At 60.5% G+C, this 24,587-nt stretch carries 25 protein-coding genes; 16 read left to right on the top strand and 9 right to left on the bottom strand.

All coding sequences use genetic code 11. The annotated features are described in order from the left end of the window. Positions 1–232 precede the first annotated feature (232 nt). Positions 233–1,096, bottom strand: coding sequence for a polyphosphate kinase 2 (ppk2, locus tag H3L91_RS06250; protein WP_007342774.1), 864 nt, complete (start codon positions 1,094–1,096; stop codon positions 233–235). Positions 1,097–1,214: 118 nt separating this feature from the next. Between ppk2 and mpl the strand changes: the two genes are divergently transcribed. From mpl to H3L91_RS06235, 3 genes are all read left to right on the top strand, one after another. Next, on the top strand, positions 1,215–2,594 hold the full coding sequence (mpl, locus tag H3L91_RS06245) for a UDP-N-acetylmuramate:L-alanyl-gamma-D-glutamyl-meso-diaminopimelate ligase (protein ID WP_040659503.1): 1,380 nt from the start codon (positions 1,215–1,217) through the stop codon (positions 2,592–2,594). Positions 2,595–2,696: 102 nt separating this feature from the next. Then, the gene (locus tag H3L91_RS06240) at positions 2,697–2,939 is read left to right on the top strand and encodes an AbrB/MazE/SpoVT family DNA-binding domain-containing protein (protein ID WP_007342772.1); all 243 of its coding nucleotides are present in this window, start codon (positions 2,697–2,699) and stop codon (positions 2,937–2,939) included. Next, entirely contained in the window at positions 2,939–3,286 is a 348-nt protein-coding gene (locus H3L91_RS06235) for a type II toxin-antitoxin system PemK/MazF family toxin (RefSeq protein WP_007342771.1), read from the top strand. Before H3L91_RS06240 ends, H3L91_RS06235 begins: the two co-directional genes overlap by 1 nt. A gap of 177 nt (positions 3,287–3,463) precedes the next feature. Here H3L91_RS06235 and H3L91_RS06230 read toward each other — a convergent pair whose 3' ends face one another. From H3L91_RS06230 to H3L91_RS06215, 4 genes are all read right to left on the bottom strand, one after another. Further along, on the bottom strand, positions 3,464–5,059 hold the full coding sequence (locus H3L91_RS06230; protein WP_007342770.1) for a peptide chain release factor 3: 1,596 nt from the start codon (positions 5,057–5,059) through the stop codon (positions 3,464–3,466). Positions 5,060–5,210: 151 nt separating this feature from the next. Then, positions 5,211–5,861 carry a glutathione S-transferase family protein gene (locus H3L91_RS06225; protein WP_007342768.1) on the bottom strand — a complete coding sequence of 217 codons (651 nt, stop codon included), beginning with the start codon at positions 5,859–5,861 and terminating at the stop codon, positions 5,211–5,213. Between the two features lie 247 nt (positions 5,862–6,108). Then, positions 6,109–6,288: a hypothetical protein gene (locus H3L91_RS06220; protein WP_154647201.1), complete on the bottom strand. Its 180-nt coding sequence runs from the start codon at positions 6,286–6,288 to the stop codon at positions 6,109–6,111. Positions 6,289–6,320: 32 nt separating this feature from the next. Then, positions 6,321–7,022: a helix-turn-helix transcriptional regulator gene (locus H3L91_RS06215; RefSeq protein WP_007342766.1), complete on the bottom strand. Its 702-nt coding sequence runs from the start codon at positions 7,020–7,022 to the stop codon at positions 6,321–6,323. A gap of 345 nt (positions 7,023–7,367) precedes the next feature. On the opposite strand from H3L91_RS06215, the gene H3L91_RS06210 reads away from it, so the two are divergent. Further along, on the top strand, positions 7,368–7,967 hold the full coding sequence (locus tag H3L91_RS06210) for a CDP-alcohol phosphatidyltransferase family protein (RefSeq protein ID WP_040659501.1): 600 nt from the start codon (positions 7,368–7,370) through the stop codon (positions 7,965–7,967). A gap of 257 nt (positions 7,968–8,224) precedes the next feature. On the opposite strand, the gene H3L91_RS06205 is transcribed toward H3L91_RS06210, so the two are convergent. From H3L91_RS06205 to H3L91_RS06195, 3 genes are read right to left on the bottom strand one after another with little or no spacing between them, the layout of a single operon-like run. Continuing rightward, positions 8,225–8,545 (bottom strand): hypothetical protein, encoded by a 321-nt coding sequence (locus tag H3L91_RS06205; RefSeq protein WP_007342763.1) that lies wholly within the window; start codon positions 8,543–8,545, stop codon positions 8,225–8,227. A 32-nt stretch (positions 8,546–8,577) separates the two neighbouring features. Next, a complete protein-coding gene (locus H3L91_RS06200) occupies positions 8,578–9,447 on the bottom strand; it encodes a segregation and condensation protein A (protein ID WP_007342762.1) in 870 nt (289 codons plus the stop codon). Further along, a complete protein-coding gene (locus H3L91_RS06195) occupies positions 9,444–10,160 on the bottom strand; it encodes an S-methyl-5'-thioinosine phosphorylase (RefSeq protein WP_007342761.1) in 717 nt (238 codons plus the stop codon). The genes H3L91_RS06200 and H3L91_RS06195 overlap by 4 nt, the downstream gene beginning before the upstream one ends. Before the next feature lie 116 nt (positions 10,161–10,276). On the opposite strand from H3L91_RS06195, the gene H3L91_RS06190 reads away from it, so the two are divergent. From H3L91_RS06190 to H3L91_RS06150, 9 genes are all read left to right on the top strand, one after another. Next, positions 10,277–11,158: a DMT family transporter gene (locus H3L91_RS06190; protein ID WP_007342760.1), complete on the top strand. Its 882-nt coding sequence runs from the start codon at positions 10,277–10,279 to the stop codon at positions 11,156–11,158. 152 nt (positions 11,159–11,310) lie between these two features. Beyond that, positions 11,311–11,778, top strand: a complete 468-nt coding sequence (gene ribH / locus H3L91_RS06185; RefSeq protein WP_040659499.1) for a 6,7-dimethyl-8-ribityllumazine synthase — start codon at positions 11,311–11,313, stop codon at positions 11,776–11,778. Between the two features lie 81 nt (positions 11,779–11,859). Further along, complete coding sequence (gene nusB, locus H3L91_RS06180; RefSeq protein ID WP_007342758.1) at positions 11,860–12,288, top strand: transcription antitermination factor NusB; 429 nt, start codon at positions 11,860–11,862, stop codon at positions 12,286–12,288. Positions 12,289–12,393: 105 nt separating this feature from the next. Next, the gene (locus tag H3L91_RS06175) at positions 12,394–13,041 is read left to right on the top strand and encodes a Smr/MutS family protein (protein ID WP_040659497.1); all 648 of its coding nucleotides are present in this window, start codon (positions 12,394–12,396) and stop codon (positions 13,039–13,041) included. Between the two features lie 426 nt (positions 13,042–13,467). Next, positions 13,468–16,143 carry a pyruvate dehydrogenase (acetyl-transferring), homodimeric type gene (aceE, locus tag H3L91_RS06170; protein ID WP_007342755.1) on the top strand — a complete coding sequence of 892 codons (2,676 nt, stop codon included), beginning with the start codon at positions 13,468–13,470 and terminating at the stop codon, positions 16,141–16,143. A gap of 123 nt (positions 16,144–16,266) precedes the next feature. Then, on the top strand, positions 16,267–17,901 hold the full coding sequence (aceF, locus tag H3L91_RS06165; RefSeq protein ID WP_007342754.1) for a dihydrolipoyllysine-residue acetyltransferase: 1,635 nt from the start codon (positions 16,267–16,269) through the stop codon (positions 17,899–17,901). A gap of 92 nt (positions 17,902–17,993) precedes the next feature. Continuing rightward, positions 17,994–18,251: a SemiSWEET family transporter gene (locus tag H3L91_RS06160; RefSeq protein ID WP_007342752.1), complete on the top strand. Its 258-nt coding sequence runs from the start codon at positions 17,994–17,996 to the stop codon at positions 18,249–18,251. A gap of 54 nt (positions 18,252–18,305) precedes the next feature. After that, complete coding sequence (gene lpdA, locus H3L91_RS06155) at positions 18,306–20,099, top strand: dihydrolipoyl dehydrogenase (RefSeq protein WP_007342751.1); 1,794 nt, start codon at positions 18,306–18,308, stop codon at positions 20,097–20,099. A 262-nt stretch (positions 20,100–20,361) separates the two neighbouring features. Then, entirely contained in the window at positions 20,362–20,535 is a 174-nt protein-coding gene (locus tag H3L91_RS06150; RefSeq protein ID WP_154647200.1) for a hypothetical protein, read from the top strand. A 112-nt stretch (positions 20,536–20,647) separates the two neighbouring features. Here the strand turns inward: H3L91_RS06150 and H3L91_RS06145 are convergent, their stop codons facing one another. Then, entirely contained in the window at positions 20,648–21,229 is a 582-nt protein-coding gene (locus H3L91_RS06145; RefSeq protein WP_040658878.1) for a superoxide dismutase, read from the bottom strand. Between the two features lie 205 nt (positions 21,230–21,434). Between H3L91_RS06145 and serS the strand changes: the two genes are divergently transcribed. From serS to ftsB, 3 genes are all read left to right on the top strand, one after another. After that, positions 21,435–22,727 (top strand): serine--tRNA ligase, encoded by a 1,293-nt coding sequence (gene serS, locus H3L91_RS06140; RefSeq protein WP_007342748.1) that lies wholly within the window; start codon positions 21,435–21,437, stop codon positions 22,725–22,727. Positions 22,728–22,939: 212 nt separating this feature from the next. Beyond that, positions 22,940–24,226, top strand: a complete 1,287-nt coding sequence (eno, locus tag H3L91_RS06135; RefSeq protein ID WP_007342746.1) for a phosphopyruvate hydratase — start codon at positions 22,940–22,942, stop codon at positions 24,224–24,226. Between the two features lie 9 nt (positions 24,227–24,235). Then, the gene (gene ftsB / locus H3L91_RS06130; RefSeq protein WP_007342745.1) at positions 24,236–24,514 is read left to right on the top strand and encodes a cell division protein FtsB; all 279 of its coding nucleotides are present in this window, start codon (positions 24,236–24,238) and stop codon (positions 24,512–24,514) included. Positions 24,515–24,587 lie beyond the last annotated feature (73 nt).

Here is a 24,587-nt window from a genome sequence, read left to right as displayed (position 1 = left end):
TGCGCCGTACATCCTACCTTAGGACGGAGGCCGTCTGAAAAAGCGGTTGCGCGGGTTTCGTCGGTGTTTTCAGACGGCCTCTTAGTTTGCTTGGCGGGCGACGGTTGCGGCGGAGAGACCGCGTGCGTGGCTGCGCCACACACCCTACCTTAGTGGTAGAGGCCGTCCCCGTCGGTACTCCTGCGGAGCATAAACGCGGGGATGACGTTTCTGAAAAGGCGGTTTTCGTTTTTCAGACGGCCTTTTGCGCCGTTTGCGCCGTTTCGCCGTCTGTGTCCGCGCCACGGCCCTGCGGTGCGCCGTAGTGGTCGGCCACCATGCGCAGGCTGTTTTTGCTTTCGCGGCAGGATTTGTTTTTTTTGCGGGCGGGGAAGTGCACTTCGGGCACGGGCAGGTGGCGGTAGGGGATTTGGGCGAGGATGTGGCGGATGATGTTGAGGCGGGCGGTGCGTTTGTCGTTGCTGTCGGCCACAAACCAGGGCGACCAGGAGGTGTCAGTGGCGGCGAGCATGTCGTCGCGGGCTTGGGAGTAGTCGTCCCAGCGGCGGTAGGATTCGATGTCCATCGGCGAGAGTTTCCACACTTTGCGCGGGTCGGCGATGCGGTTTTTCAGGCGGCGTTCCTGTTCCTCCATGTCGATTTCCAGCCAGTATTTCAACAGGATGATGCCGCTGTCGATCAGGGCTTTTTCAAAAAAGGGCATGATGGTGAGGAATTTGCGGGTGTCCTCTTCGGTGCAGAAGCCCATCACGCGCTCGACGCCGGCACGGTTGTACCAGCTGCGGTCGAAAATCACCACTTCGCCGGCGGCGGGCAGGTGGGGGATGTAGCGTTGCAGGTAGATTTGGCTTTTTTCGCGCTCGGTGGGGGTGGGCAGGGCGATGGTGCGGAACACGCGCGGGCTGACGCGCTCGGTGAGGGCTTTGATGGTGCCGCCTTTGCCCGCGCCGTCGCGTCCCTCGAAGATGATGCACACTTTCAGCCCCTCCTGCTGCACCCAGCGTTGCAGGGCGACGAGTTCGCCGTGCAGGGTTTTGAGTTCTTTCAGGTATTTTTTCAGGCTGATTTTGTGTTGGGTTTTGGATTTTTTCACCATGCTGCCGCTCCTGAGGCCGTCTGAAAAAAGGAAGGCCGACTATACCATATCCGCAGGGTCGGGCGCGGCGGCCGTTTCGCTTATAATGCGCGGCTGTTTTTTGTTTTCGGAACACATCATGAAACACATCCACATTATCGGTATCGGCGGCACATTTATGGGCGGCGTGGCCGCGATTGCCAAAGAAGCGGGTTTTAAAGTCAGCGGCTGCGACGCAAAAATGTATCCGCCGATGAGCACCCAGCTTGAAAACTTGTGCATCGAAGTGCACGAAGGCTTCGATGCCGCCCAACTCGACCAATATCCCGCCGATATGTATGTGATCGGCAACGTCGCCAAGCGCGGCATGGATGTGGTGGAAGCCGTGTTAAACCGCAATCTGCCCTACACATCCGGCCCGCAGTGGCTCGCGGAAAACGTGTTGCAAAAACACTGGGTGCTGGCCGTAGCGGGCACGCACGGCAAAACCACCACCGCCTCCATGCTCGCGTGGGTATTGGAATACGCGAATCTTGCGCCCGGTTTTCTCATCGGCGGCGTGCCGCAGAATTTCAGCGTGTCCGCCCGACTGCCGCAGGCAACGCGGCAAGACCCCGACTCCACATCGCCGTTTTTCGTGATCGAGGCCGACGAATACGACACCGCCTTTTTCGACAAACGCTCCAAATTCGTCCACTACCGCCCGCGCACGGCCGTGTTGAACAATCTCGAATACGACCATGCCGACATTTTCCCCGATTTGGCCGCCATCCAAACCCAGTTTCACCATCTGGTGCGCACCATTCCTTCAGACGGCCTCATCGCCGCCAACGGCCGCGAGCAGAGTTTGAAAGACACGCTGGAAAAAGGCTGCTGGACACCCGTGGAAGCCTTCGGCACAAGCGAGGGCTGGCAGGCGAGCGAAGCGGACGCACAAGGCGCGTTTGACGTATTCTTGCGCGGCGAAAAAGCAGGGCGCGTGGCGTGGGATTTGATGGGCGAACACAACCGCATGAACGCGCTGGCCGTGATTGCCGCCGCCCGCCATGCCGGTGTCGATGTCAAAACCGCCTGCGAAGCCCTGAGCGCGTTTAAAAACGTCAAACGCCGCATGGAAATCAAAGGCCGGGCGCGCGGCATCACCGTTTACGACGATTTCGCCCACCACCCCACCGCCATCGCCACCACCATCGCCGGCCTGCGCCAGCGCGTCGGCGGCGCAAGAATTTTGGCCGTGCTCGAGCCGCGTTCCAACACCATGAAACTGGGCACGATGAAAGCCGCCCTGCCCGAAAGCCTCGCCGAAGCCGACCAAGTGTTCTGCTACGCAGGCGGCGTGGACTGGGATGTCGCCCAAGCCCTCGCCCCGCTGGGCGGCAAACTGCATGTGGGCAAAGACTTTGATGCTTTCGTGGCCGAAATCGTGAAAAACGCCGCAAGCGGCGACCATATTTTGGTGATGAGCAACGGCGGTTTCGGCGGCATACACGGCAAACTGCTGGACGCGTTGGCGAAATAGGACAGAGGCCGTCTGAAAAACGTTTTTTCAGACGGCCTTTTATCATTGACGGCGACACCGCGCGTTTCTACAATGTATCGACAAATTAACGGAGAACCAAGCATGTTGAAACTGCAAAAATGGGGCAACAGCGCGGCCGTGCGCCTGCCTGCCGAAATATTGAAACAATTAGACATGAAAATCGGCGACACATTAGAAACCGAAATCCGCGACAACGAGCTGGTGGTCAGAGCCGTCAAACGCCCGCGCTACCGCCTGGCCGAACTTTTGGCGCAAATGCAGCAGGAGCCGCCGCGCGAGGCAGGATGGGAAGAAATGGCCGACGCCGGCGCGGAGGCGCGCTGATGTATATTCCGGAAAAAGGCGATATTTTCCATCTCTCTTTCGACCCCGCCACCGGCAGTGAAATGAAGGGCGGGCATTACGCGCTGGCTCTGTCGCCAAAAGCGTTTAACCGCGCGGCGGGATTGGTCTTCGCCTGCCCGATTTCACAGGGCGGCGCGGCGCAGGCCAGAAGCAGCGGCATGATTTCCACACTCTCGGGCGCAGGCACGCATACACAAGGCAATGTCCACTGCCACCAACTCAAATCGTTGGATTGGAAAATCCGCCGCGCCACATTCAAAGAAACCGTGCCCGATTACGTGTTGGACGACGTATTGGCACGCATCGGCGCGGTATTGTTTGACTGACTGAAACCTTTGCAAAACCCCGATAGCAGCCTGCAAATCAAAAAATGTCGTCATTCCCGCCTGCGCGGGAATGACGGCGTGTTTCGTGGTTCCTGGTTTGGCAAAGGTTTCTGACTGCCAAACAAAGAGGCCGTCTGAAAAACGTTTTTTCAGACGGCCTCTTTGTTTGCACGGTGCTTACAGCTTCACCGAATGCTCGCGCGTTTCGTGGAACACAATATCCGGCCAGCGTTCCTGCGTGAGGTTCAGATTCACGCGGTTGGGCGCGAGGTAGGCGAGGTTGCCGCCTGCATCAATCGCCAGATTGCCCGCGTTCGCCTTTTCAAACTCCGCCAGCTTTTTCTTGTCGTCGCACGACACCCAACGCGCCGACCAAATCGACGCGCTGTCAAACACCGCTTCCACGCTGTATTCGTTGGCCAGGCGCGACGTTACCACTTCAAACTGCAACACGCCCACCGCGCCCAAAATCAAATCCGCGCCGCTCATCGGCTTGAACACCTGCACCGCGCCTTCTTCGCCAAGCTGCTGCAAGCCTTTTTGCAGTTGCTTGATTTTCAGCGGGTTTTTAATGCGCACGCTGCGGAACAGCTCGGGCGCGAAAAATGGAATGCCGGTAAACGCCAGCGCTTCGCCTTCGGAAAAGCTGTCGCCGATTTGGATATTGCCGTGGTTGGGGATGCCGATGATGTCGCCGGCAAAGGCTTCTTCCACCAGCTCGCGGTCGTGCGACATAAAGGTAACCACGCTGCTGGCGGCGATTTCGCGGTTGATGCGCAGGTGTTTCATCTTCATGCCGCGCTCAAACTTGCCCGAACACACGCGCAAAAAGGCGATGCGGTCGCGGTGTTTCGGGTCCATATTGGCTTGGATTTTGAACACGAAGCCCGAGAATTTTTCTTCATCGGGCGCAACTTGGCGCACGGTGGCATCGCGCGGCTGCGGTGCGGGCGCCCAGTCAATCAGCGAGTTTAAAATTTCCTGAATGCCGAAATTGTTAATCGCCGAGCCGAAAAATACGGGGGTGAGTTCGCCCGCCAAAAATGCTTCTAAATCAAACTCGTTGGAGGCAGCCTGAACCAACTCGATTTCGTCGCGCAGTTGTTGGATTTCCAGCGGGAAACGCTTTTCCAACTCGGGATTGTCTATGCCCTTGATGATGTCGAACTCGTGCGGCAGCCGTTCGCCGCCCGCTTCAAACAGATAAATTTCATCGTTGAGAATGTGGTACACGCCCTTGAAATTTTTGCCCATGCCGATCGGCCACGTTACCGGCGCGCAGCGGATTTGCAGAATGTTTTCCACTTCGTCCAAAAGCTCGAGCGAATCGCGCACCTCGCGGTCGTATTTGTTCATAAAGGTAACGATGGGCGTGTTGCGCAGGCGGCAGACGTTTAAGAGCTTGATGGTTTGCGCTTCCACGCCTTTGGCCGCGTCGATCACCATTAACGCGCTGTCCACGGCGGTGAGCACGCGGTAGGTGTCTTCCGAGAAGTCTTGGTGGCCCGGGGTGTCCAAAAGGTTGACCGTGTGGTCTTTGTAGTCGAACTGCATCACGCTGGATGCCACCGAAATGCCGCGCTGCTTCTCGATTTCCATCCAGTCGGAGGTGGCGAATTTGCCGGTTTTTTTGCCTTTGACGGTGCCCGCGCTTTGGATTGCACCCGAAAACAGCAAGAGTTTTTCTGTGAGCGTGGTTTTACCCGCGTCGGGGTGGGAGATGATGGCGAATGTGCGGCGGCGGCGCACCTGATCGAGAATTTCTTGGGACATGGTTTCTTGAAAATCAAAAATATCAGGCCGTTTTTTCAGACGGCCTGACGGGTGTTGGAAAGGCGCGGATTGTACGGAAAAACGCTGCGCCGTTCAATGTGAAAGGCCGTCTGAAAACTGCTTTTCAGACGGCCTTTTACGGCTTTGACCCTTAGCCCATCTTCGCCATTTCCGCTTCCACCCAAGCCATGGTTTCGCCAAAGGCGGCGCGGGCGGTGTGGCGGGCGATGTAGGCATCAAACACGTCACAGGCGATGCCTTCCACGGGCATCACGCGAGTGAACTGCACCAGCAACATGGTGTAGTAGATATCCAGCGCGGAAAATTGCTTGCCGACGATAAAGTCGTGCCGCGCCAAATGGTCGCGCAACACACCGAAGGCGGTGTCGCAGTCGCCGTAGCCGATGCGTTTGTGCCGTTCGGCATCGCTGGTGGTTTGATCGCGGCGGTCAAATGCGGCGTATTCCAAATTGATGGCGAAGCAGAGCCAGCGGTAGTATTCGCCCCGCGCCAAGCTGCCTGCGGCGGGAATCAAGCCGCGCTCGGGAAACTGCTCGGCAAGAAAGGTAACGATGGCGGCGGCTTCGGTGATGACGGTGTCGTCTGCTTTGAGCGCAGGCACTTTGCCCATCGGGTTCACGGCGAGATAGTCGGCGGATTTTACGGCGAGGTGGTCGGGGGATTGGGTGGTGTCGCCGTAGGACAGCAGCACGGTGTCAAACGTTGCGCCGCATTCTTTGAGCATCCATACCACGCTTATGCCGCGCGATTTGGGGTAGGTGTAGAGGGTGAGGTTTTTCATGGTGTTGCCTTTCGTTGGTTGGGGGAAAACGTGATGATACACGGAGGCTGTGTCAGGTTTTGTCAGCAGGGTTTCAGGCTGCCTGAAAGGTCGTCTGAAACGGTTGCCGCCTCTATCCCCTCCCCCGCAGGCCGCAGGTCGGATTCTCGAATCCGACGATCAGGCTCGGGCGCGGGGGTTTTCCCTTGCGGGAAAAATGTCGGATACGAGTATCCGACCTACGGGTTTCAGACGGCGTTTGCCACCTTTACGCCGTCATTCCCGCGCAGGCGGGAATCTTGTTTGGTGCGCGGCAATATGTAAAAAAAAAAACAAACTGTTGCCCAAATTCCGCCAAGATTCCCGCCTGCGCGGGAATGACGGCAGTGAGTGCAGCAGGTCGGGCATTCATGCCCGACGTTTTTTGTTGTCGGGATTTGTCGGGCATAAATGCCCGACCTACGGCCTTTCAGACGGCCTTCAAATCTCAAACGCCGACAAATCAATCTCTTCGCGCCGCTGCCATTGGCGCAGCAGCACGGTGCGCGGTGTGGAAAACGCTTCGCCGACCGTGATGTTTTCCATGCGCTCGGCGCGGAAGTGGCGGAAGTCTCCGCGCAGCGTGCACCATGCGGCGAGCACGCGGGCATCGTCGAACCAGCCTACCGCCAGTGGGCAGACTTGGCGGCGGCTACGGCGGTTTTGCGCGTCGGTGTAGTCGAAAACGAGCGTGCGGTTGCCGCGCATGGCGGTGCGGATTTGTTGCAGCGCGGGCTGTTCGGCGGCGGGGCAAGCGTGCGCGGCGAGCGGGTAAAACGATTGCGCGTTTGCGCTTTCGCGCAGTTTTTCGGGCAGCACGGCGCGGATTTTCGCCAGCACGGCGCGGGCGTTTTGCGCGGTTTCATCATCGGCACGCGCCGCCGCCCAGCGCATGCCGAACACCAGTGCTTCGATTTCGGCTTCGGTAAACATCAGGGGCGGCAGGCCGAAATCGTGTTTTAAAACAAAGCCCACGCCCGCTTCGCCGCGTATGTCCGCGCCCTGTGCGACCAAATCGGCGATGTCGCGGTACACCGTGCGCGTGCTGACCCCCAGCCGCGCCGCCAGCGTTTCGGCAGCAAGCGGGCGGCGTTGGCGGCGGAGCAGGTCTAACAGGGCGAGCAGGCGGCGGGTTTTGGACATGACGGTTGGGCGGGGCGGAAACGGCGGATTGTATGGCAAACCGGCGGCGCGGGCGAACTGTGCCGCACGAGCCCCTGTGGCAAGAGGCCGTCTGAAAAGCGTGCAAACGGTTTTTCAGACGGCCTTTTCCTTGCCGTCTCCGCCCGCAGCAGGCATATTGGGTCTTGCCCCAACATTGGCGGCTGTTTCGTTGGGTCGCGACCCAACCTACGGGGGCTGATACCATATGCGGAGAGGCCGTCTGAAAAATGGGCAGGCCGGGCATTCATGCCCGACGTTTACTGTTTAAACCCGGCGTTTGGCTATAATCGCGCCTTCTCCAACCTGTTTTCAGACGGCCTCATCATGAGCATTTACGCCCTCAAACCCAAATTCCAAAACCTGCTGCGCCCGCTGGTGCGCCGCCTGTACGAAAACGGCGTTACCGCCAACCAGGTAACGCTGGCCGCCTGCGCCGTCTCGCTGCTACTGGGGCTGTTCCTCACCGTGCTCGCACGGATTGCGCCGCTGTTCTGGCTGCTGCCCGTGTGGCTGTTCGTGCGCATGGCACTGAACGCCGCCGACGGCATGCTGGCGCGCGAGTTCGGCCAGAAATCCGCGCTGGGCGGCTATCTGAACGAAACCACCGACGTGCTGGCCGACGCCGCGCTCTACCTGCCCTTCGCCTTCATCGCCCCCTTCGGCGGCCTGCAAACCGCCCTGTTCGTCTGGCTTGCGGCAATGACCGAATTCTGCGGCGTGCTCGGGCAGGTGCACGGCAACGGGCGGCGTTACGACGGCCCTTTCGGCAAAAGCGACCGCGCCTTCTTCACCGGCGCGCTGGCGGTGTGGTACGCCGCGTTCGGCGGCTTCCATCCGGCGTTTTACTGGCTGATGTGGGCGGCCTGCGCCGCGCTGGCGTTTACCTGTTACAAACGGGTGAAAAACGGCTTGCAACCCGCTTAAACATCCCGCCGCGCTTTTCAGACGGCCTCTGCCGTTGGGTAGGGTGTGTGGCGCAAGATGCGCACGCGGTTTGGGCTTTGAGGGAAAGGCACGGATCCGTTATGCGGCGCAGACCGCGTGCGTCGCCTTGGGGCGACACACCTACAACAGGTTCGGCATGGGCCGAATGGGAAAACAGGCCGTCTGAAAACGGGTTTTGGCTGCGCCGAAACTGCGTTTTCAGACGGCCTGTTTGTGATGCCGCGCGTGGTTTTGGTTCAGTCGTGGGCGCAGCCGCAGGTGCAGGTGTGGGGCGGGGGTTCTGTGCCGTCGTCTGCGTCGTCGAGGTGGTCGAAGTCGCCGTTTTCGGCCATGTGTACGAGTTCGGCCAAATCTTCCGCACCTTCTACCCAGAAGCAGGGTTCGCCGGCGGGAGTGTCGGGGGGGAGGACGGCGGCGGGGGTGTCGGGGTCGTGCCAGGCGATCCAGTGGCCGTTGGCGGTTTGGATGAAGCGGGCGTCGGGGCGGATGGTGTCGTTTGCTTCGCCGCCTGCGAGCATGCGGGCGGCAATTTCGGGCTGGTATGGGAGGGTGTTCATGTTCGGCCTTTGTTCGGGTTGGGTTTGGGTTTTCAGACGGCCTCTGCGGTATCGGAGGCCGTCTGAAAATGTGGGTTTTGGTGTTCCGTGCCTTCGTGCAGGGCGATTTCGATGTCGCCGCCGGGGTGGGTTTGGCGGATGAGGACGAGTCCTTCTTTGGCCAGTTCGAGCAGGGCGATGAAGTTGACGACGAGGTAGGCCGCGCCTCGTTCGGGGCGCAGGAGCCGGGTGAAGCGGCAGGGGGCGGCGGCGAGGCGGCGCAGGATGTCGGCCATTTGGGCGCGTACGGAGAGGGCTTCGCGCGCGACTTGGTGGCTTTTGTTGTGGCTGGCGCGGGAGAGGATGGCGAGCCAGGCTTGGGTGAGGTCGGCGGTGTGCACTTCGGGCAGGCGGGTTTGGACGGCAATTTCGAGGGAGAGGTACACCCAGGCGAAGTCGCGGCCGGCGCGGGGGAGTGCGTCGAGGTTTTGCGCGGCGCGTTTCATTTGTTCGTAGGCCAGGAGGCGGCGGACAAGTTCGGCGCGGGGGTCTTCTTCGGCCTCTTCTTCGGGGTTGGGCTGCCGTGGCAGGAGGAGGCGGGATTTGATTTCGATAAGGACGGCGGCCATGAGGAGGTATTCGGCGGCAAGGTCGAACTGCTGCGCTTGGATGCCGGCGATGTAGTGCAGGTATTGCTGGGTGATGCGCAGCATGGGGATGTCGAGCACGTCGATGTTTTGCTTGCGGATGAGGTAGAGCAGCAGATCGAGCGGGCCTTGGAAGCTGCCGAGGATGACGTGCAGGGCGTCGGGGGGGATAAAGAGGTCTTGGGGGACGTCGGTTACGGGTTGGCCGAATATCCAGGCGACGGCGTTTTCAGACGGCCTCTGTTGCGGCGGCTGCGTTGCGGCGGACGTGTTCATGCGTGCGGCCAGTCTGCCAGCAGGCGGCGGATTTGGGCGATGGTGTCGCGCGAATGGCGTTCGCGCTGTTGTGGGTCGGGGTCGCAGGCGGCGGCAACGATGCCGCACAGGCAGGCGTAGGGCAGGCGGGCTTCGCGGGCGAGGACGGCTTCGGGCATGCCGGTCATGCCGTAGATGTCTGCGCCGTCTTGGCGCAGGCGGCGGGCTTCGGTGCGGGTTGGGCTGCGCGGGCCTTGGATGCAGGCGTAAACGGCGTGCGGCAGGAGGGGGGCGGCGCGTTCGGCGGCGTGGTCGAGCAGGGCTTGGCGCAGGCGGGGGTCGTAGGGTTCGGTGAAGTCGGTGCGCACCACTTCGCGGCCGTCGCGCTCGAAGAAGGTGGCGGCGCGGCCGCAGGTATAGTCGATTAAGTCGTGCGGCAGTACCAGCGCGCCAGCGGGCAGGGTGTCATCCAGCGAGACGGCGGCGGACACGGCGACGATTTCTTCTGCGCCGGCTTCGCGCAACGCCCAAATGTTGGCGTGGTAGTTGATTTCGTGCGGGGCGAGGCTGTGGTTGAGGCCGTGGCGGGCGAGGAAGAGGATTTCGCGGCCGGACACGCGTCCGAAGAGCAGCGGGGCGGAGGGCAGGCCGTAGGGCGTGCGCACGATGCGCCGTCCGGTGATTTCGAGTTCGGGGATGTGGGTAAGGCCGCTGCCTCCGATAACTGCCAGCATGGCGGGGTGTCCGTTGCGAAAAAAGGCGGCATTGTAAACGATGTGAGGCCGTCTGAAAAACAGAAAAACGCTTTATAATTCGCCGCCAATGCAATCTCCAATAAGAAAAACGCAATATGTCTGCAAAACCGCAAAAATACGCCGCGCCGCTTTTGGTGCTCGGCTGCGTGGTGTTCGGGCTGGGCAGCCTGATTGTCAAATTCGTGCCCGTGGGCAGCTATGCCGCCGCGTGGTGGCGGCTTTTGGTGGCGGGGGCGGTGTTCTTGCTGCTGATGCGCCGTTTCGGCCAACGCCTGCCGCAAAGCCGCGCCGCCGTGCGCTACGCCCTGCTCTCGGGCGCGGCTCTGGGCTTCGATCTCGCGCTGTGGCACGAAAGCATACGCGCCGTCGGCCCGGGTATTTCCACCCTGCTCAACAGCCTGCAAATCTTCTTTCTCGCCGCCGCCGGCTTTTTCTTTTTCGGCGAGAAACTCTCGCGCCTGCAAACGGCCAATCTGTTTCTCGCCGCCGCCGGCGTGGCGATGATTGCCGCGCCCGAGTTCGGCCGCAACGCCGGCGCGGCCTGGGGCTTTGCCAGCGGCATCGCCTCGGGCGCGATGCTGGCCTTGTCGATGGCCTGCGTGCGAAAAACCCACCAGGCCGAACCCACCGCCCTGTTTCCGCTGATGTTTCTGGTGAGCGCGGGCGGCGTGCTCGCCCTCTCCGCCCCCGCCCTCCTAGCCGACGCGCAGCGTTTTTTCCCCGCCACGCCCCGCGACATCGCGCTGATACTGGTGTACGGCATCGTGATGCAGTGTTTCGCCTGGGGGCTGATCGCCTACGCCATCCCCCTGCTCTCGCTCTCGCTCACCGGCCTGCTGCTGCTGAGCGAACCCGTGGCCGCGCTGGCCATCGACTGCCTGCTGCTGGGCAAACCGATTACCACCGTGCAGTGGTGCGGCGCAGCACTCACCCTGCTGGCCATCTACCTGGGCTCGTCCAAAAGCGGGGCGCACTGAATTTTTCGTGTAAAATCGCGCCCCCAACGCAACAGGCCGTCTGAAAGCACAGCTTCGGAAAAGCCGAAACAGGCTTTCGAACGCGCCGGATATTCTTTTCAGACGGCCTCAAACCCCCGTCCGCCCCAATGGCAAACAAAAAAGGAAACCTCATGAACACCATCCCCCGAAACCTCGACGGCACCCACCTGCGCATCGGCATCGTCCAAGCCCGTTTCACCAACGAAGTCGGCTCCGCCATGCTCGAAGCCGCCGCCGCCAAGCTGCACGAATTGGGCGTGAAAGACGAAAACATCACCGCCGCCACCGTCCCCGGCGCGCTGGAAATCCCGCTGGTGCTGCAATCCATGGCCGGCACCCAGCAGTTTGACGCCCTCATCGCCATCGGCTGCGTCATCCGGGGCGAAACCTACCACTTCGAACTCGTGTCCAACGAATCGGCCTCCGGCATCACCCGCACCGTCCTCGATTACAGCATCCCGATCGCCAACGCCGTGCTCACCACCGAAAACGACGAACAGGCGCACGCGCGCATCATCGAAAAAGCCCGGGAAGCCGCCATAGCCGCCGTCGAATGCGGCAACCTCGTCAACCTCCTGCTCGGCGAACAGGACGACTGACCGGCACAACCGCCCCGCCCCGCCGCCGTACAGGCCGTCTGAAAAACGCAGCCCGCCGCCGACCCCGAACAAAGGAAACCCATGAAAACCAGCCCCCGCCGCCGCGCCCGCGAATTCGCCGTGCAGGCACTCTACCAATGCGCCCTCAACGGCGCGTCCGCCGTCCAAGTGGCGCAAAACATCCGCGAAGCCTCCGACTACCCCCGCGCCGACGGCGAACTCTTCACCGCTCTCTTCTTCGGCGCGCACGACAACGGCGGCGAATACATGCAGCGCATCCGCCCCCTGCTCGACCGCGACGAAAAAGACATCAACCCCGTCGAACGCGCCATCCTCCTCATGGCCTGCCACGAACTGGCCGCCATGCCCGAAACCCCCTACCCCGTCATCATCAACGAAGCCATCGAAGTAACCAAAACCTACGGCGGCACCGACAGCCACAAATTCGTCAACGGCATCCTCGACCGCCTCGCCGCCGAACTGCGCCCCGACGACCCCAAACGCCACTGAGGCCGTTTGAAAAAGGCCGTCTGAACCAGCAGTTTGAGGCCGTCTGAACGCCGGTTTTACAGCTTTTCAGACGGCCTCAACCGTTCCCACCCGCAGCAGAAAACCATGAACCCGAAAAACAGCTTCCAAGACACCCTCCAAGCCCTCGGCAAACAGGCGAAAAAACAAAGCGAAGCCGCAGAACAACAACGCCGCGCCGCCGCCCGAAAACAGGCCGAAGAACCCGATTTCGCCGCCCTCATGGCCGACGTAACCCCGCTGAAAAACACCAACCGCCGCGAACCCGAGCGCGACACCGCCCCCATCAAACCCCGCCCCAAAGACACAGCCGCCGACAACGGCGAGGGCAACTTCTACGTCGGCGACGGCCAATGGCTCGACATCCCCGCCCAATTCAGCAAAAACGGACGCGGCCAAGCCGACATCAAACGCCTGCAAAGCGGCTACTACACCGTCGCCGCCGACGTCGACCTGCACGGCTACACCCAAGAAGAAGCCCAGCAGGTGCTCAACGAATTCATCGCCTTCGTGCAAAAACGCGGCGTGTGCGGCGAAATCATCCACGGCAGCGGCTTGGGCTCGGCCGGCTACCAACCCAAACTGAAAAACCTCGTCCGCCGCTGGCTGATGCTCCACCCCGAAGTGCTGGCCTACGCCGAACCGCACAAGAACAACGACGGCGCAGTGCGCATCCTGCTCAAACGGCGGCGCGGCGAAGACAACGACAACGGCAAAAACGGCGGCGCATACTGATTGCCCGCCGCCGCGCCCGAGTCGTCCGTCTTTACCCTTTTTAACCTGCCTCAGGCCGTCTGAAAACCGTTCCCGCTACGCCCGCCGCGTTTTCGTTTTTCATCGTTTTGCAGCCTTTCCGAAACCGAATCCCGCCAATCCCGTCCCTTGCGCGTTCACAAACGAAAAACCGCCCGTTTTGCCCGCGCGTGTTTTTTGATTCCGCACAAACAAACCCGCCGCCGGATTTGCAATCCCCGCCGATAACTGATAGCATTTTGCACCAATCAATCCCGCCTGCCCAACCGCCGCAAACGCGCGGCAGGCAGTCGGAGAACCGACACACGGGCGCAGGCCGTTTTCTCTTTTTTCAGACGGCCTGCCCCGCTGCATCACAAGGGCGGCTCCGCCGTGTTCCGTAACTCTCAAATATAGAAGGAATAATCCATGTCCAACAAACCCAACGACATCGACCCGATCGAAACCCAAGAATGGCTGGATGCGCTCAGTTCCGTGCTGGAAAACGAAGGCTCGGAACGGGCGCATTTCCTATTGGAAAACCTGGTGAAATACACCCGCCGGCGCGGGGTACACCTGCCGTTTGATGCGACGACCGCCTATCTGAACACCATTCCCGCCGGCAAAGAGCAGAAATCGCCCGGCAACCACGAGCTCGAACACCGCATCCGCTCCATCATCCGCTGGAACGCGGCGGCGATGGTGCTGCGCGCAGGCAAGAAAAATCTGGAACTGGGCGGCCACATCGCCTCCTTCCAGTCTGCCGCCACCCTGTACGACGTGGGCTTCAACCACTTCTGGCGCGCCAAAAACGAAGCGGCCGGTGAAGAAGGCGATTTGATCTACATTCAAGGCCACTCCGCGCCCGGCTTCTACGCCCGCGCCTACGTTGAAGGCCGCCTCACCGACGAACAGCTCGACAACTTCCGCCAAGAGGCCGCCGGCAAAGGTCTGCCCTCCTACCCGCACCCGCACCTGTTGCCCGACTTCTGGCAGTTCCCCACCGTATCGATGGGTCTGGGCCCTTTGATGGCGATTTATCAGGCGCGTTTCCTAAAATATCTGGAATCGCGCGGCCTGGCCAAAACCAAAGGCCGCAAAGTGTGGTGTTTCTGCGGCGACGGTGAAATGGACGAGCCCGAAAGCCAGGGCGCGATCGCGCTGGCCGCCCGCGAAGGCTTGGATAACCTGATTTTCGTCATCAACTGCAACCTGCAACGCCTCGACGGCCCGGTGCGCGGCAACGGCAAAATCATCCAAGAACTGGAAGGCAACTTCCGTGGCGCGGGCTGGAACGTGCTGAAAGTTATCTGGGGCAGCCGCTGGGACGGCCTGCTCGCCCGCGACACCAACAACGCCCTCAAACAGCGCATGGAAGAATGTCTCGACGGCGACTACCAGACCTTCAAATCCAAAGACGGCGCGTATGTGCGCGAGCACTTCTTCAACACCCCCGAACTCAAAGCCCTCGTTGCCGACATGTCCGACGACGAAATCTGGGCGCTGAACCGTGGTGGCCACGACCCGCACAAAGTCTATGCCGCCTACTATGAAGCCGTGAACCATCCCGACGGCCGCCCCACCGTTATCCTCGCCAAAACCATCAAAGGCTACGGCATGGGCGCGTCCGGCGAAGGCCAGAACATCGCCCACCAGGCGAAAAAAATGGACAAAGCCTCGCTCAAACAGTTCCGCGACCGCTTCGGCATCGACGTAAGCGACGAGCAAATTGAAAGCGGCGATCTGCCCTACTTCCGCTTCCCCGAAGACAGCCCCGAAATGCAGTACCTGCGCGAACGCCGCAGCAGCCTCGGCGGCTACCTGCCCCAGCGCAACCCCAACACCGAAGCCCTGCCCATCCCCGCCCTGGGCGACTTCGACGCCCAGCTCCAATCCAGCGGCGAGCGCGAATTCTCCACCACCATGGCTTTCGTGCGCATCCTCGCCACCCTGCTCAAAGACAAACAAATCGGTCGCCGCATCGTCCCCATCGTCCCCGACGAAAGCCGCACCTTCGGCATGGAGGGCATGTTCCGCCAATACGGCATCTGGAACCCCAAAGGCCAGCAGTACACCCCGCAGGACAAAGACCAGCTCATGTTCTACAAAGAGAGCGTGGACGGCCAGATTTTGCAGGAAGGCATCAACGAACCCGGCGCGATGGCCGACTGGATTGCCGCAGCCAGCAGCTACGCCAACAACCGCTTCGCCATGATCCCGTTCTACATCTACTACTCCATGTTCGGCTTCCAGCGCGTCGGCGACTTGGCCTGGGCGGCGGGCGACATGCACGCGCGCGGCTTCCTCCTGGGCGGCACCGCCGGCCGCACTACCCTCAACGGCGAAGGCTTGCAGCACGAAGACGGCCACAGCCAGGTACAGGCCGACATCATCCCCAACTGCGTGTCCTACGACCCCACCTTCTCCTACGAAGTGGCCGTAATCGTCCACAGCGGCTTGCAGAGAATGTACGTCGATAACGAAGACGTCTTCTTCTACATCACCCTGATGAACGAAAACTACACCCATCCCGCCCTGCCGCAGCGCGAAGGCATCGAAGAACAGATCCTCAAAGGCATGTACCTGCTGCGCGAAGGCGGCAAAGGCGACAAACGCGTACAGCTCATGGGTTCCGGCACCATCTTACGGGAAGTCATCCACGCCGCCGACCTGCTGAAAAACGACTTCGGCATCGAAGCCGACATTTGGTCCTGCCCCTCCTTCAACCTGCTGCACCGCGACGCCATCGAAGCCGAACGCTACAACCGCCTGCACCCGCTGGGCGAGCGCAAAACCCCCTTCGTAACCGCCCAGCTTCAAGGCCACGAAGGCCCCGTAGTCGCCGCCACCGACTACATCCGCAGCTTCGCCGACCGCATCCGTGCCTACATCCCCAACGACTACCACGTCCTCGGCACCGACGGATTCGGCCGCTCCGACAGCCGCGCCAACCTGCGCTCCTTCTTTGAAGTCGACCGCTACCACGTCGCCGTAACCGCCCTCAGTGCACTGGCCGACCAGGGCAAAATCGACAAAAAAACCGTCCAGCAGGCCATCGAAAAATACGGCATCCAAGCCGACGTCGCCCCCAGCTGGAAACGCTGATCCGTGGCAGACAAGGCAGTCTGAAAACCCGCTTTACCGTTTTCAGGCTGCCTCCGAAAGGCTTTCAGACGGCCTCCAAAGCAGCCTGAAACCCTTTCCCTAACGAATAAACTAAGGAAAATCATGAGCATTGTAGAAATCAAAGTCCCCGACATCGGCGGCCACGAAAACGTGGACATCATCGCCGTAGAAGTCAAAGCCGGCGACACCATCGCCGTGGACGACACCCTGATCACCCTCGAAACCGACAAAGCCACCATGGACGTGCCCGCCACCGATGCCGGCGTCGTCAAAGAAGTGCGCGTCAAAGTCGGCGACAAAATCTCCGAAGGCGGCGTCATCCTCACCGTCGAAACCGGCGCAGCCGCCGCAGCCGCCCCCGCGCCTGCCGCAGCCGCTCCGGCCGAACAGCCCGCCGCCCCCGTTCAGGCTGCCCCCGCCCCCGCAGGCGGCGCAACCGTGCAGGTTGTCGTACCCGACATCGGCGGCCATACCGACGTGGATGTCATCGCCGTCGAAATCAAAGTCGGCGACACCGTGGCCGAAGACCAGACCCTGATCACCCTGGAAACCGACAAAGCCACCATGGACGTGCCCTGCACCGCCGCCGGTGTCGTCAAAACCGTTTACCTGAAAGTGGGCGACAAAGTATCCGAAGGCACCGCCATTATCGAAGTCGAAACCACCGGCGCAGCCGCCGCACCCGCACCGGCCGCAGCAGCACCTGCTCCCGCACCGGCCGCACCCGTTCAGGCTGCCCCCGCGCCCGCCGCAGCCCCCGTAGCGGCCGCTGCGCCCGTTGCCGCCTTCGGCAGCACCCCCGTCAACGAAGCCGGTTTCGCCAAAGCCCACGCCGGCCCCTCCGCCCGCAAACTCGCCCGCGAACTGGGCGTGGATCTCAGCCTCGTCAAAGGCAGCGGCAACAAAGGCCGCATCACCAAAGACGACATCAAATCCTTCGTCAAAGCCGCCATGCAGGGCGGCGCGGGCAAACCCGCCGCCGCAGGCGCATCCCTCGGCGGCGGCCTCGACCTGCTGCCCTGGCCGAAAGTCGATTTCGCCAAATTCGGCGAAATCGAAGTCAAAGAGTTGTCGCGCATTAAGAAAATTTCCGGCCAAAACCTCTCGCGCAACTGGGTGGTGATCCCGCACGTTACCGTCCACGAAGACGCCGACATGACCGAGCTGGAAGAATTCCGCAAACAGCTCAACAAAGAATGGGAGCGCGAAGGCGTGAAACTCTCGCCGCTGGCCTTCATCATCAAAGCCAGCGTCTCCGCCCTCAAAGCCTTCCCCGATTTCAACGCATCGCTCGACGGCGACAATCTGGTATTGAAAAAATACTTCCATATCGGCTTCGCCGCCGACACCCCCAACGGCCTGGTTGTGCCCGTGATTAAAGACGTGGACCAAAAAGGCTTGAAACAAATCAGCCAAGAGCTGACCGAGTTGAGCAAAAAAGCCCGCGAAGGCAAGCTCAAACCGCAGGAAATGCAGGGTGCGTGCTTCACCATTTCCAGCCTCGGCGGCATCGGCGGCACCGGCTTCACCCCGATTGTGAACGCCCCCGAAGTGGCCATTTTGGGCGTGTGCAAATCGCAGATGAAGCCGGTATGGAACGGCGCATCATTCGAGCCGCGCCTGATGTGCCCGCTGTCGCTGTCCTTCGACCACCGCGTCATCGACGGCGCGGCCGGTATGCGCTTCACCGTGTTCTTGGCCAATCTGCTGAAAGATTTCCGCCGCATCACGCTGTAAGCATTTCGGACGGTTCTTGATGCAAAAGGCCGTCTGAAAACGCGAATCCGGCGGTTTCAGACGGCCTTCCTCCTTTTAAAATCGAGATATCAATGAACGAAAAACAGATCCGCATCCTGTCTGTTGTCGCCACCATCACCGCCGTGTGTATGTATGTGGCCTACATCCCGCAGATTCAGGCCAACCTGGCCGGACACAAAGGCTCGCCATGGCAACCTTTGGCTGCGGCGATAAACTGTACGTTGTGGGTAGCTTACGGATTATTCAAAAAACCGCGCGACCTGCCGGTGGCCATCGCCAACGCGCCAGGCATCGTGTTGGGATTATTTGCCTTCATAACCAGTTTTTAATATCGAATTCGGCAGGCCGTCTGAAAACACCGGCCTGCCCGCGAAAGGTTTGAAATGAGTTTAATCGAATTAAAAGTCCCCGACATCGGCGGACATGAAAACGTAGACATCATTGCCGTGGAAATCAAAGCCGGCGACACGATTGCCGTTGACGACACCCTGATTACTTTGGAAACCGACAAAGCCACGATGGACGTGCCTGCCGAAGCCGCAGGCGTGGTGAAAGAAGTGAAAGTCAAAGTCGGCGACAAAATCTCCGAAGGCGGCCTGATTGCCGTGATTGAAGCGGCCGGTGCGGCCGAAGCCCCCAAAGCCGAAGTTGCACCCGCGCCCGCAGCGCAGGCCGAAGCCCCCAAAGCCGCCGCCCCCGCGCCGCAGGCTGCCGCGTTTGCAGGCACAGCCGACGCGGAATACGACGTGGTGGTATTGGGCGGCGGCCCGGGCGGATATTCCGCCGCGTTTGCCGCAGCCGACGAAGGCTTGAAAGTCGCCATCGTCGAGCAGTACAAAACCCTCGGCGGCGTGTGCCTGAACGTGGGCTGTATCCCGTCCAAAGCACTGCTGCACAATGCGGCGGTCATCGACGAAGTGAAACACCTCGCCGCCAACGGCATCAAATACCCCGAGCCTGAAATCAATATCGACGAGTTGCGCGGCTATAAAGAAAAAGTGGTCGCCCGTCTGACCGGCGGTTTGGCAGGCATGGCCAAAGGCCGCAAAGTGGATGTGATTCAGGGCAAAGGCGAATTTGTCGGCGCGAACCACATCGAAGTGAAACTGACCGAAGCGGCCAAATACGACGGCGAAATCACCGAAACCGGCGCGAAAAAAACCATCGCGTTCAAAAACGCCATCATCGCCGTGGGCAGCCGCGTGGTGAACCTGCCGTTTATCCCGCAAGATCCGCGCATTGTCGATTCCACCGGCGCGCTCGAATTGCGCCAAGTACCGCAGAAAATGCTGATGATCGGCGGCGGCATCATCGGCCTTGAAATGGGCACGGTGTACAGCACGCTGGGCGCACGCCTCGATGTGGTCGAAATGATGGACGGCCTGATGCAGGGCGCAGACCGCGATTTGGTCAAAGTGTGGCAGAAGATGAACGAACACCGTTTCGACAACATCATGACCAACACCAAAACCGTCGCGGTTGAAGCCAAAGAAGACGGCATTTATGTGAGCTTCGAGGGCGAAAAAGCCCCGAAAGAGCCTCAGCGTTACGATTTGGTGCTGGTGGCCGCAGGCCGTGCGCCCAACGGCAAACTGTGCGGCGCGGAAAAAGCCGGTGTGGCCGTTACCGAACGTGGTTTCATTGAAGTGGACAAACAGATGCGCACCAACGTGCCGCACATCTACGCCATCGGCGACGTGGTTGGCCAGCCCATGCTGGCGCACAAAGCCGTACACGAAGGCCATGTTGCCGCCGAAAACTGCGCCGGCCACAAAGCCTACTTCGATGCCCGCGTGATTCCGGGCGTGGCCTACACCGACCCTGAAGTGGCTTGGGTGGGCGTTACCGAAGAAATTGCAAAACGCGACGGCATCAAGATTACCAAATCGGTATTCCCGTGGGCGGCTTCCGGCCGCGCGATTGCCAACGGCCGCGACGAAGGCTTTACCAAGCTGATTTTCGACGCCGAAACCGGCCTGATTATCGGCGGCGGCATCGTCGGCACACACGCGGGCGACATGATCGGCGAAATCTGTCTGGCCATCGAAATGGGCTGCGACGCGACCGACATCGGCAAAACCATCCACCCGCACCCGACTTTGGGCGAGAGCATCGGCATGGCCGCCGAAGTAGCGATGGGTACTTGTACCGACCTGCCGCCGCAGAAGAAGAAATAAGCGTTTAAACCCATAAACGCACAACACAGGCCGTCTGAAAACCCATAAAACAGGTTTTCAGACGGCCTCTTACGATTTCCCTGCCCGAAACAAGCGAAGAAAACCGATATGTCGTGCGAACTGTATATTTTCACCGAACCGAAATGCCGGATAAGGGACAACTTTGATCTGCTTGTCGAATTTTTTTACCAAGCCGGACTCGTTTGAAAAACAATCCGACGATGTCTATCTGTTGGCAAACAAAGGCGCAGGCAGACAGACCATGCCGGATGTCGTATTCCGCTTCGACCACGCCTCGTGCGCCGCCATGATGGAAATCAACGCCCACCCGCCGCCCGTGAAAGATGACTTGCTGAAACTGTTTGCCGAAATCAAAAAACACACCCGCCTTACCATCCGGGATGAAGACGGGGAAATATCTAACTGGTGTATGTAGAGCGTTTTAACAATCAAAGTGTTGCCGGATTTTCCCAATCAAAAAGGCCGTCTGAAAACCCGTAAAACAGGTTTTCAGACGGCCTTTTCGGCTTATGCCGGATTCGGAAGCCTTATGCGGCGAAGCGGCGGGCGACTTCGTCCCAGTTGACGATTTCCCAGAAGCCGTTGAGGTAGTTCGGGCGGCTGTTGCGGTAGTCGATGTAGTAGGCGTGTTCCCACACGTCGCAGGTCAGCAGCGGGATGTTGCCGCTGTTGAGCGGGGTGGCGGCGTTGGAGGTGGAGACCAAATCCAACTCGCCCGACGGGGTTTTCACCAGCCATGCCCAGCCCGAGCCGAAGGTGCCGACGGCGCAGGTGTCGAAGGCTTTTTGGAAGGCTTCAAAACTGCCCCATTTGGCGTCGATGGCTTCGGCGAGTGCTCCGGAGGGGCGGCCCTGGCCTTTGGGGGTGAAGCCGAGCCAGTAGAAGGTGTGGTTCCAGGTTTGCGCGGCGTTGTTGAACACGCCGCCTTCGGCTTTTTTCACAATCTCTTCCAAAGACGCGTTTTCAAATTCGGTGCCTTTGATTTGGTTGTTGAGGTTGGTGATGTAGGTTTGGTGGTGCTTGCCGTAGTGGTATTCCAGCGTTTCTTTGGACAGGTGCGGTTCGAGCGCGTCCAAGGCGTAGGGCAGTTCGGGCAGTTTGTGTTCCATTTTGGTGCTCCTGTTATGTGTTTTATGAAAGAGGCCGTCTGAAAACGGCCGGGGCGGATTGTACCCGCAACGCGCCGCCGCGCCGATTGGACTTTTCTCTGCCGCCCATAGGCAGAGGCCGTCTGAAACGCCCGCCGCGCCGTTTTTCCCCGCTTTAAAATCGTTTACAATGCACGCCGTTTTGTTTACCGAATAAGGACGCGCCATGCTCGACATCCAACTCCTCCGCAACGACACCGCCGCCGCAGCCGCCCGCCTGGCCGCGCGCGGCTTCGATTTTGACACCGTGCGCTTTGACGCGCTGGAAAACAAGCGCAAGCTGTTGCAGGTGAAAACCGAAGAATTGCAGGCCGAACGCAACGGCGAATCGAAGAAAATCGGCATGCTCAAAGGGCAGGGCAAACACGAAGAAGCCGAAGCCGCCATGGCCGCCGTCGCCCGCATCAAGGCGGATTTGGAGCAGGCCGCCGCCGATTTGGAAGCCGTGCAGGCCGAGTTGGACGCGTGGCTCGCCGCCATCCCCAACCTGCCGCACGAGAGCGTGCCTGTGGGGCGCGACGAAACGCAAAACGTGGAAGTGCGCCGCGTCGGCACGCCGCGCGTGTTCGATTTTCCCGTGAAAGACCACGTCGATTTGGGCGAAAAACTCGGCCTCGATTTTGAAACCGCCGCCGCCCTCTCCGGCGCGCGGTTCAGCCTGATGAAAGGCAAAATCGCCCGCCTGCACCGCGCCCTCGCCCAATTCATGCTCGACACCCACACGCAGCGGCACGGCTACACCGAGTGCTACACCCCCTACATCGTCAGCGACACCACCCTCTTCGGCACCGGCCAGCTGCCCAAATTCGGCGAAGACCTGTTCCACGTTACCCGTGGCGGCGACGAAGCCAAAACCACGCAATACCTGATTCCCACCGCCGAAGTTACCCTCACCAACACCGTGCGCGAACGCATCCTGCCCGCATCCGAACTGCCGCTCAAACTCACCGCCCACTCGCCCTGTTTCCGCAGCGAAGCCGGCTCGCACGGCAAAGACACGCGCGGCCTCATCCGCCAACACCAGTTCGACAAAGTGGAAATGGTGCAGATCGTGCGCCCCGAAGCGTCCTACGCCGCGCTGGAAGAAATGGTCGGCCACGCCGAAAAAATCCTGCAACTGCTGGAACTTCCCTACCGCGTCATCACCCTCTGCACCGGCGACATGGGCTTCGGCGCGGCGAAAACCTACGACCTCGAAGTGTGGGTGCCCGCGCAAAACACCTACCGCGAAATTTCCAGCTGCTCCAACTGCGAAGACTTCCAAGCCCGCCGCATGAAGGCGCGTTTCAAAGACGAAAACGGCAAAAACCGCCTCGTGCACACCCTCAACGGCTCCGGCCTCGCCGTCGGCCGCACGCTGGTGGCCGTGCTGGAAAACCATCAGAACGCCGACGGCAGCATCACCATCCCCGCCGCCCTGCGCCCGTATCTGGGCGGAATCGAAGTGCTGGCGGCGTAACGCCCGTATCAAGCGTTTTTGCAGCGTTTGAGGCCGTCTGAAAACACAGTTTCGGCGAAGTTAAACCCCGTTTTACAGCTTTCAGACGGCCTCTGCAGGTATAATCCCGCCGTTTGCGCCCCGCCGAGTGTAAGGCCGTCTGAAAACGCGGTTTCGCGGCGGCAGCCGCTTCCCCACACCATCCCAACCCACAAAATTTAGGAGCCAACCCCATGAGTGCCATCATCGACATCCTCGCGCGTGAAATTCTCGACTCGCGCGGCAATCCCACCGTCGAATGCGACGTTTTGCTGGAAAGCGGCGTGATGGGTCGCGCCGCCGTGCCCAGCGGCGCGTCCACCGGCCAGAAAGAAGCCCTCGAACTGCGCGACGGCGACGCCGCCCGCTATCTGGGCAAAGGCGTGCTCAAAGCCGTTGCCCACGTCAACAACGAAATCGCCCAAGCCCTCATCGGCATTGACGCGTCCGAACAAAGCTACATCGACAAAATCATGATCGAACTCGACGGCACGGAAAACAAAGGCCGCCTCGGCGCGAACGCCACGCTGGCCGTATCGATGGCCGTTGCCCGCGCCGCCGCCGAAGACGCCGGCCTGCCGCTCTACCGCTACCTCGGCGGCGCAGGCCCGATGGCCATGCCCGTGCCGATGATGAACGTCATCAACGGCGGCGCGCACGCCAACAACAGCCTGGACATTCAGGAATTCATGATCATGCCCGTCGGCGCGCCCACCTTCCGCGAAGCCCTGCGCTGCGGCGCGGAAGTGTTCCACGCCCTGAAAAAGCTGTGCGACAGAAAAGGCTATCCCACCACCGTGGGCGACGAAGGCGGCTTCGCGCCCAACCTGTCCACCCACGAAGAAGCCCTGCAACTGATGCAGGAAGCCGTGGAAGCGGCAGGCTACAAAACCGGCGAAGACGTGCTGTTCGCCCTCGACTGCGCGTCCAGCGAGTTTTACAAAGACGGCAAATACCACCTCTCCGCCGAAAAACTCGCCCTCACCGGCGCGGAATTCGCTGACTACCTCGCCCGCCTCGCCGACAAATATCCCATTGTTTCCATTGAAGACGGCATGGACGAAAACGACCGCGAAGGCTGGAAGCTGCTCACCGCCAAACTCGGCGGCAGAGTGCAGCTCGTCGGCGACGACCTGTTTGTTACCAACCCGAAAATCCTCGCCGAAGGCATCAAAGACGGCATCGCCAACGCCCTGTTGGTAAAAGTGAACCAAATCGGCACGCTGAGCGAAACCCTCAAAGCCGTGGAGCTGGCCAAACGCAGCCGCTACACCAGCATCATGAGCCACCGCTCGGGCGAAACCGAAGATTCCACCATCGCCGATCTGGCCGTCGCCACCAACTGCATGCAGATCAAAACCGGCTCGCTCTCGCGCTCCGACCGCATGGCCAAATACAACCAACTCTTGCGCATCGAAGAAGAGCTGGGCGAAGCGGCCTGGTATCCGGGCAAAGCCGCGTTCTACCAAATCAGCCGCTAAGGCCGCGTTATGAAGTGGGTAACGCTGGTGCTGCTGGCCGCGCTGGGTCATTTCCAATACAAACTGTGGGCAGGCAAGGGCAGCTATGAAGACCTTGCGCAGATCGATCGGCGCGTGCAGGCGCAGCTTGCTGCCAACCGCGTATTGGAGCTGCGCAACAACGCCCTCGCCGCCGAAGTGGCCGACCTGCAAAACGGCCGCGACGCCATCGAAGAAATCGCCCGCACCGACTTGGGCTACATCGCAGAGGGCGAAATCTACTACCGCTTTGTCAAACGCAGCGAATAAGCAGCATCAGACAGTACGACAGGCCGTCTGAAAACCACAAAATCCGGTTTTCAGACGGCCTTTTTATGTTTTT

The sequence above is a fragment of the Neisseria bacilliformis genome (assembly GCF_014055025.1).
Classification (GTDB): Bacteria; Pseudomonadota; Gammaproteobacteria; order Burkholderiales; family Neisseriaceae; genus Neisseria; species Neisseria bacilliformis.
This window is presented reverse-complemented; position numbering and strand designations above follow the sequence as displayed.

Excerpts from the sequence above, each read along its gene's own strand:
- ppk2 (WP_007342774.1), bottom strand. The coding sequence starts at position 1,096 with ATGGTGAAAAAATCCAAAACCCAACACAAAATCAGCCTGAAAAAATAC.
- mpl (WP_040659503.1), top strand. The coding sequence starts at position 1,215 with ATGAAACACATCCACATTATCGGTATCGGCGGCACATTTATGGGCGGC.
- H3L91_RS06240 (WP_007342772.1), top strand. The coding sequence starts at position 2,697 with ATGTTGAAACTGCAAAAATGGGGCAACAGCGCGGCCGTGCGCCTGCCT.
- H3L91_RS06235 (WP_007342771.1), top strand. The coding sequence starts at position 2,939 with ATGTATATTCCGGAAAAAGGCGATATTTTCCATCTCTCTTTCGACCCC.
- H3L91_RS06230 (WP_007342770.1), bottom strand. The coding sequence starts at position 5,059 with ATGTCCCAAGAAATTCTCGATCAGGTGCGCCGCCGCCGCACATTCGCC.
- H3L91_RS06225 (WP_007342768.1), bottom strand. The coding sequence starts at position 5,861 with ATGAAAAACCTCACCCTCTACACCTACCCCAAATCGCGCGGCATAAGC.
- H3L91_RS06220 (WP_154647201.1), bottom strand. The coding sequence starts at position 6,288 with ATGCCCGACAAATCCCGACAACAAAAAACGTCGGGCATGAATGCCCGA.
- H3L91_RS06215 (WP_007342766.1), bottom strand. The coding sequence starts at position 7,022 with ATGTCCAAAACCCGCCGCCTGCTCGCCCTGTTAGACCTGCTCCGCCGC.
- H3L91_RS06210 (WP_040659501.1), top strand. The coding sequence starts at position 7,368 with ATGAGCATTTACGCCCTCAAACCCAAATTCCAAAACCTGCTGCGCCCG.
- H3L91_RS06205 (WP_007342763.1), bottom strand. The coding sequence starts at position 8,545 with ATGAACACCCTCCCATACCAGCCCGAAATTGCCGCCCGCATGCTCGCA.
- H3L91_RS06200 (WP_007342762.1), bottom strand. The coding sequence starts at position 9,447 with ATGAACACGTCCGCCGCAACGCAGCCGCCGCAACAGAGGCCGTCTGAA.
- H3L91_RS06195 (WP_007342761.1), bottom strand. The coding sequence starts at position 10,160 with ATGCTGGCAGTTATCGGAGGCAGCGGCCTTACCCACATCCCCGAACTC.
- H3L91_RS06190 (WP_007342760.1), top strand. The coding sequence starts at position 10,277 with ATGTCTGCAAAACCGCAAAAATACGCCGCGCCGCTTTTGGTGCTCGGC.
- ribH (WP_040659499.1), top strand. The coding sequence starts at position 11,311 with ATGAACACCATCCCCCGAAACCTCGACGGCACCCACCTGCGCATCGGC.
- nusB (WP_007342758.1), top strand. The coding sequence starts at position 11,860 with ATGAAAACCAGCCCCCGCCGCCGCGCCCGCGAATTCGCCGTGCAGGCA.
- H3L91_RS06175 (WP_040659497.1), top strand. The coding sequence starts at position 12,394 with ATGAACCCGAAAAACAGCTTCCAAGACACCCTCCAAGCCCTCGGCAAA.
- aceE (WP_007342755.1), top strand. The coding sequence starts at position 13,468 with ATGTCCAACAAACCCAACGACATCGACCCGATCGAAACCCAAGAATGG.
- aceF (WP_007342754.1), top strand. The coding sequence starts at position 16,267 with ATGAGCATTGTAGAAATCAAAGTCCCCGACATCGGCGGCCACGAAAAC.
- H3L91_RS06160 (WP_007342752.1), top strand. The coding sequence starts at position 17,994 with ATGAACGAAAAACAGATCCGCATCCTGTCTGTTGTCGCCACCATCACC.
- lpdA (WP_007342751.1), top strand. The coding sequence starts at position 18,306 with ATGAGTTTAATCGAATTAAAAGTCCCCGACATCGGCGGACATGAAAAC.
- H3L91_RS06150 (WP_154647200.1), top strand. The coding sequence starts at position 20,362 with ATGCCGGATGTCGTATTCCGCTTCGACCACGCCTCGTGCGCCGCCATG.
- H3L91_RS06145 (WP_040658878.1), bottom strand. The coding sequence starts at position 21,229 with ATGGAACACAAACTGCCCGAACTGCCCTACGCCTTGGACGCGCTCGAA.
- serS (WP_007342748.1), top strand. The coding sequence starts at position 21,435 with ATGCTCGACATCCAACTCCTCCGCAACGACACCGCCGCCGCAGCCGCC.
- eno (WP_007342746.1), top strand. The coding sequence starts at position 22,940 with ATGAGTGCCATCATCGACATCCTCGCGCGTGAAATTCTCGACTCGCGC.
- ftsB (WP_007342745.1), top strand. The coding sequence starts at position 24,236 with ATGAAGTGGGTAACGCTGGTGCTGCTGGCCGCGCTGGGTCATTTCCAA.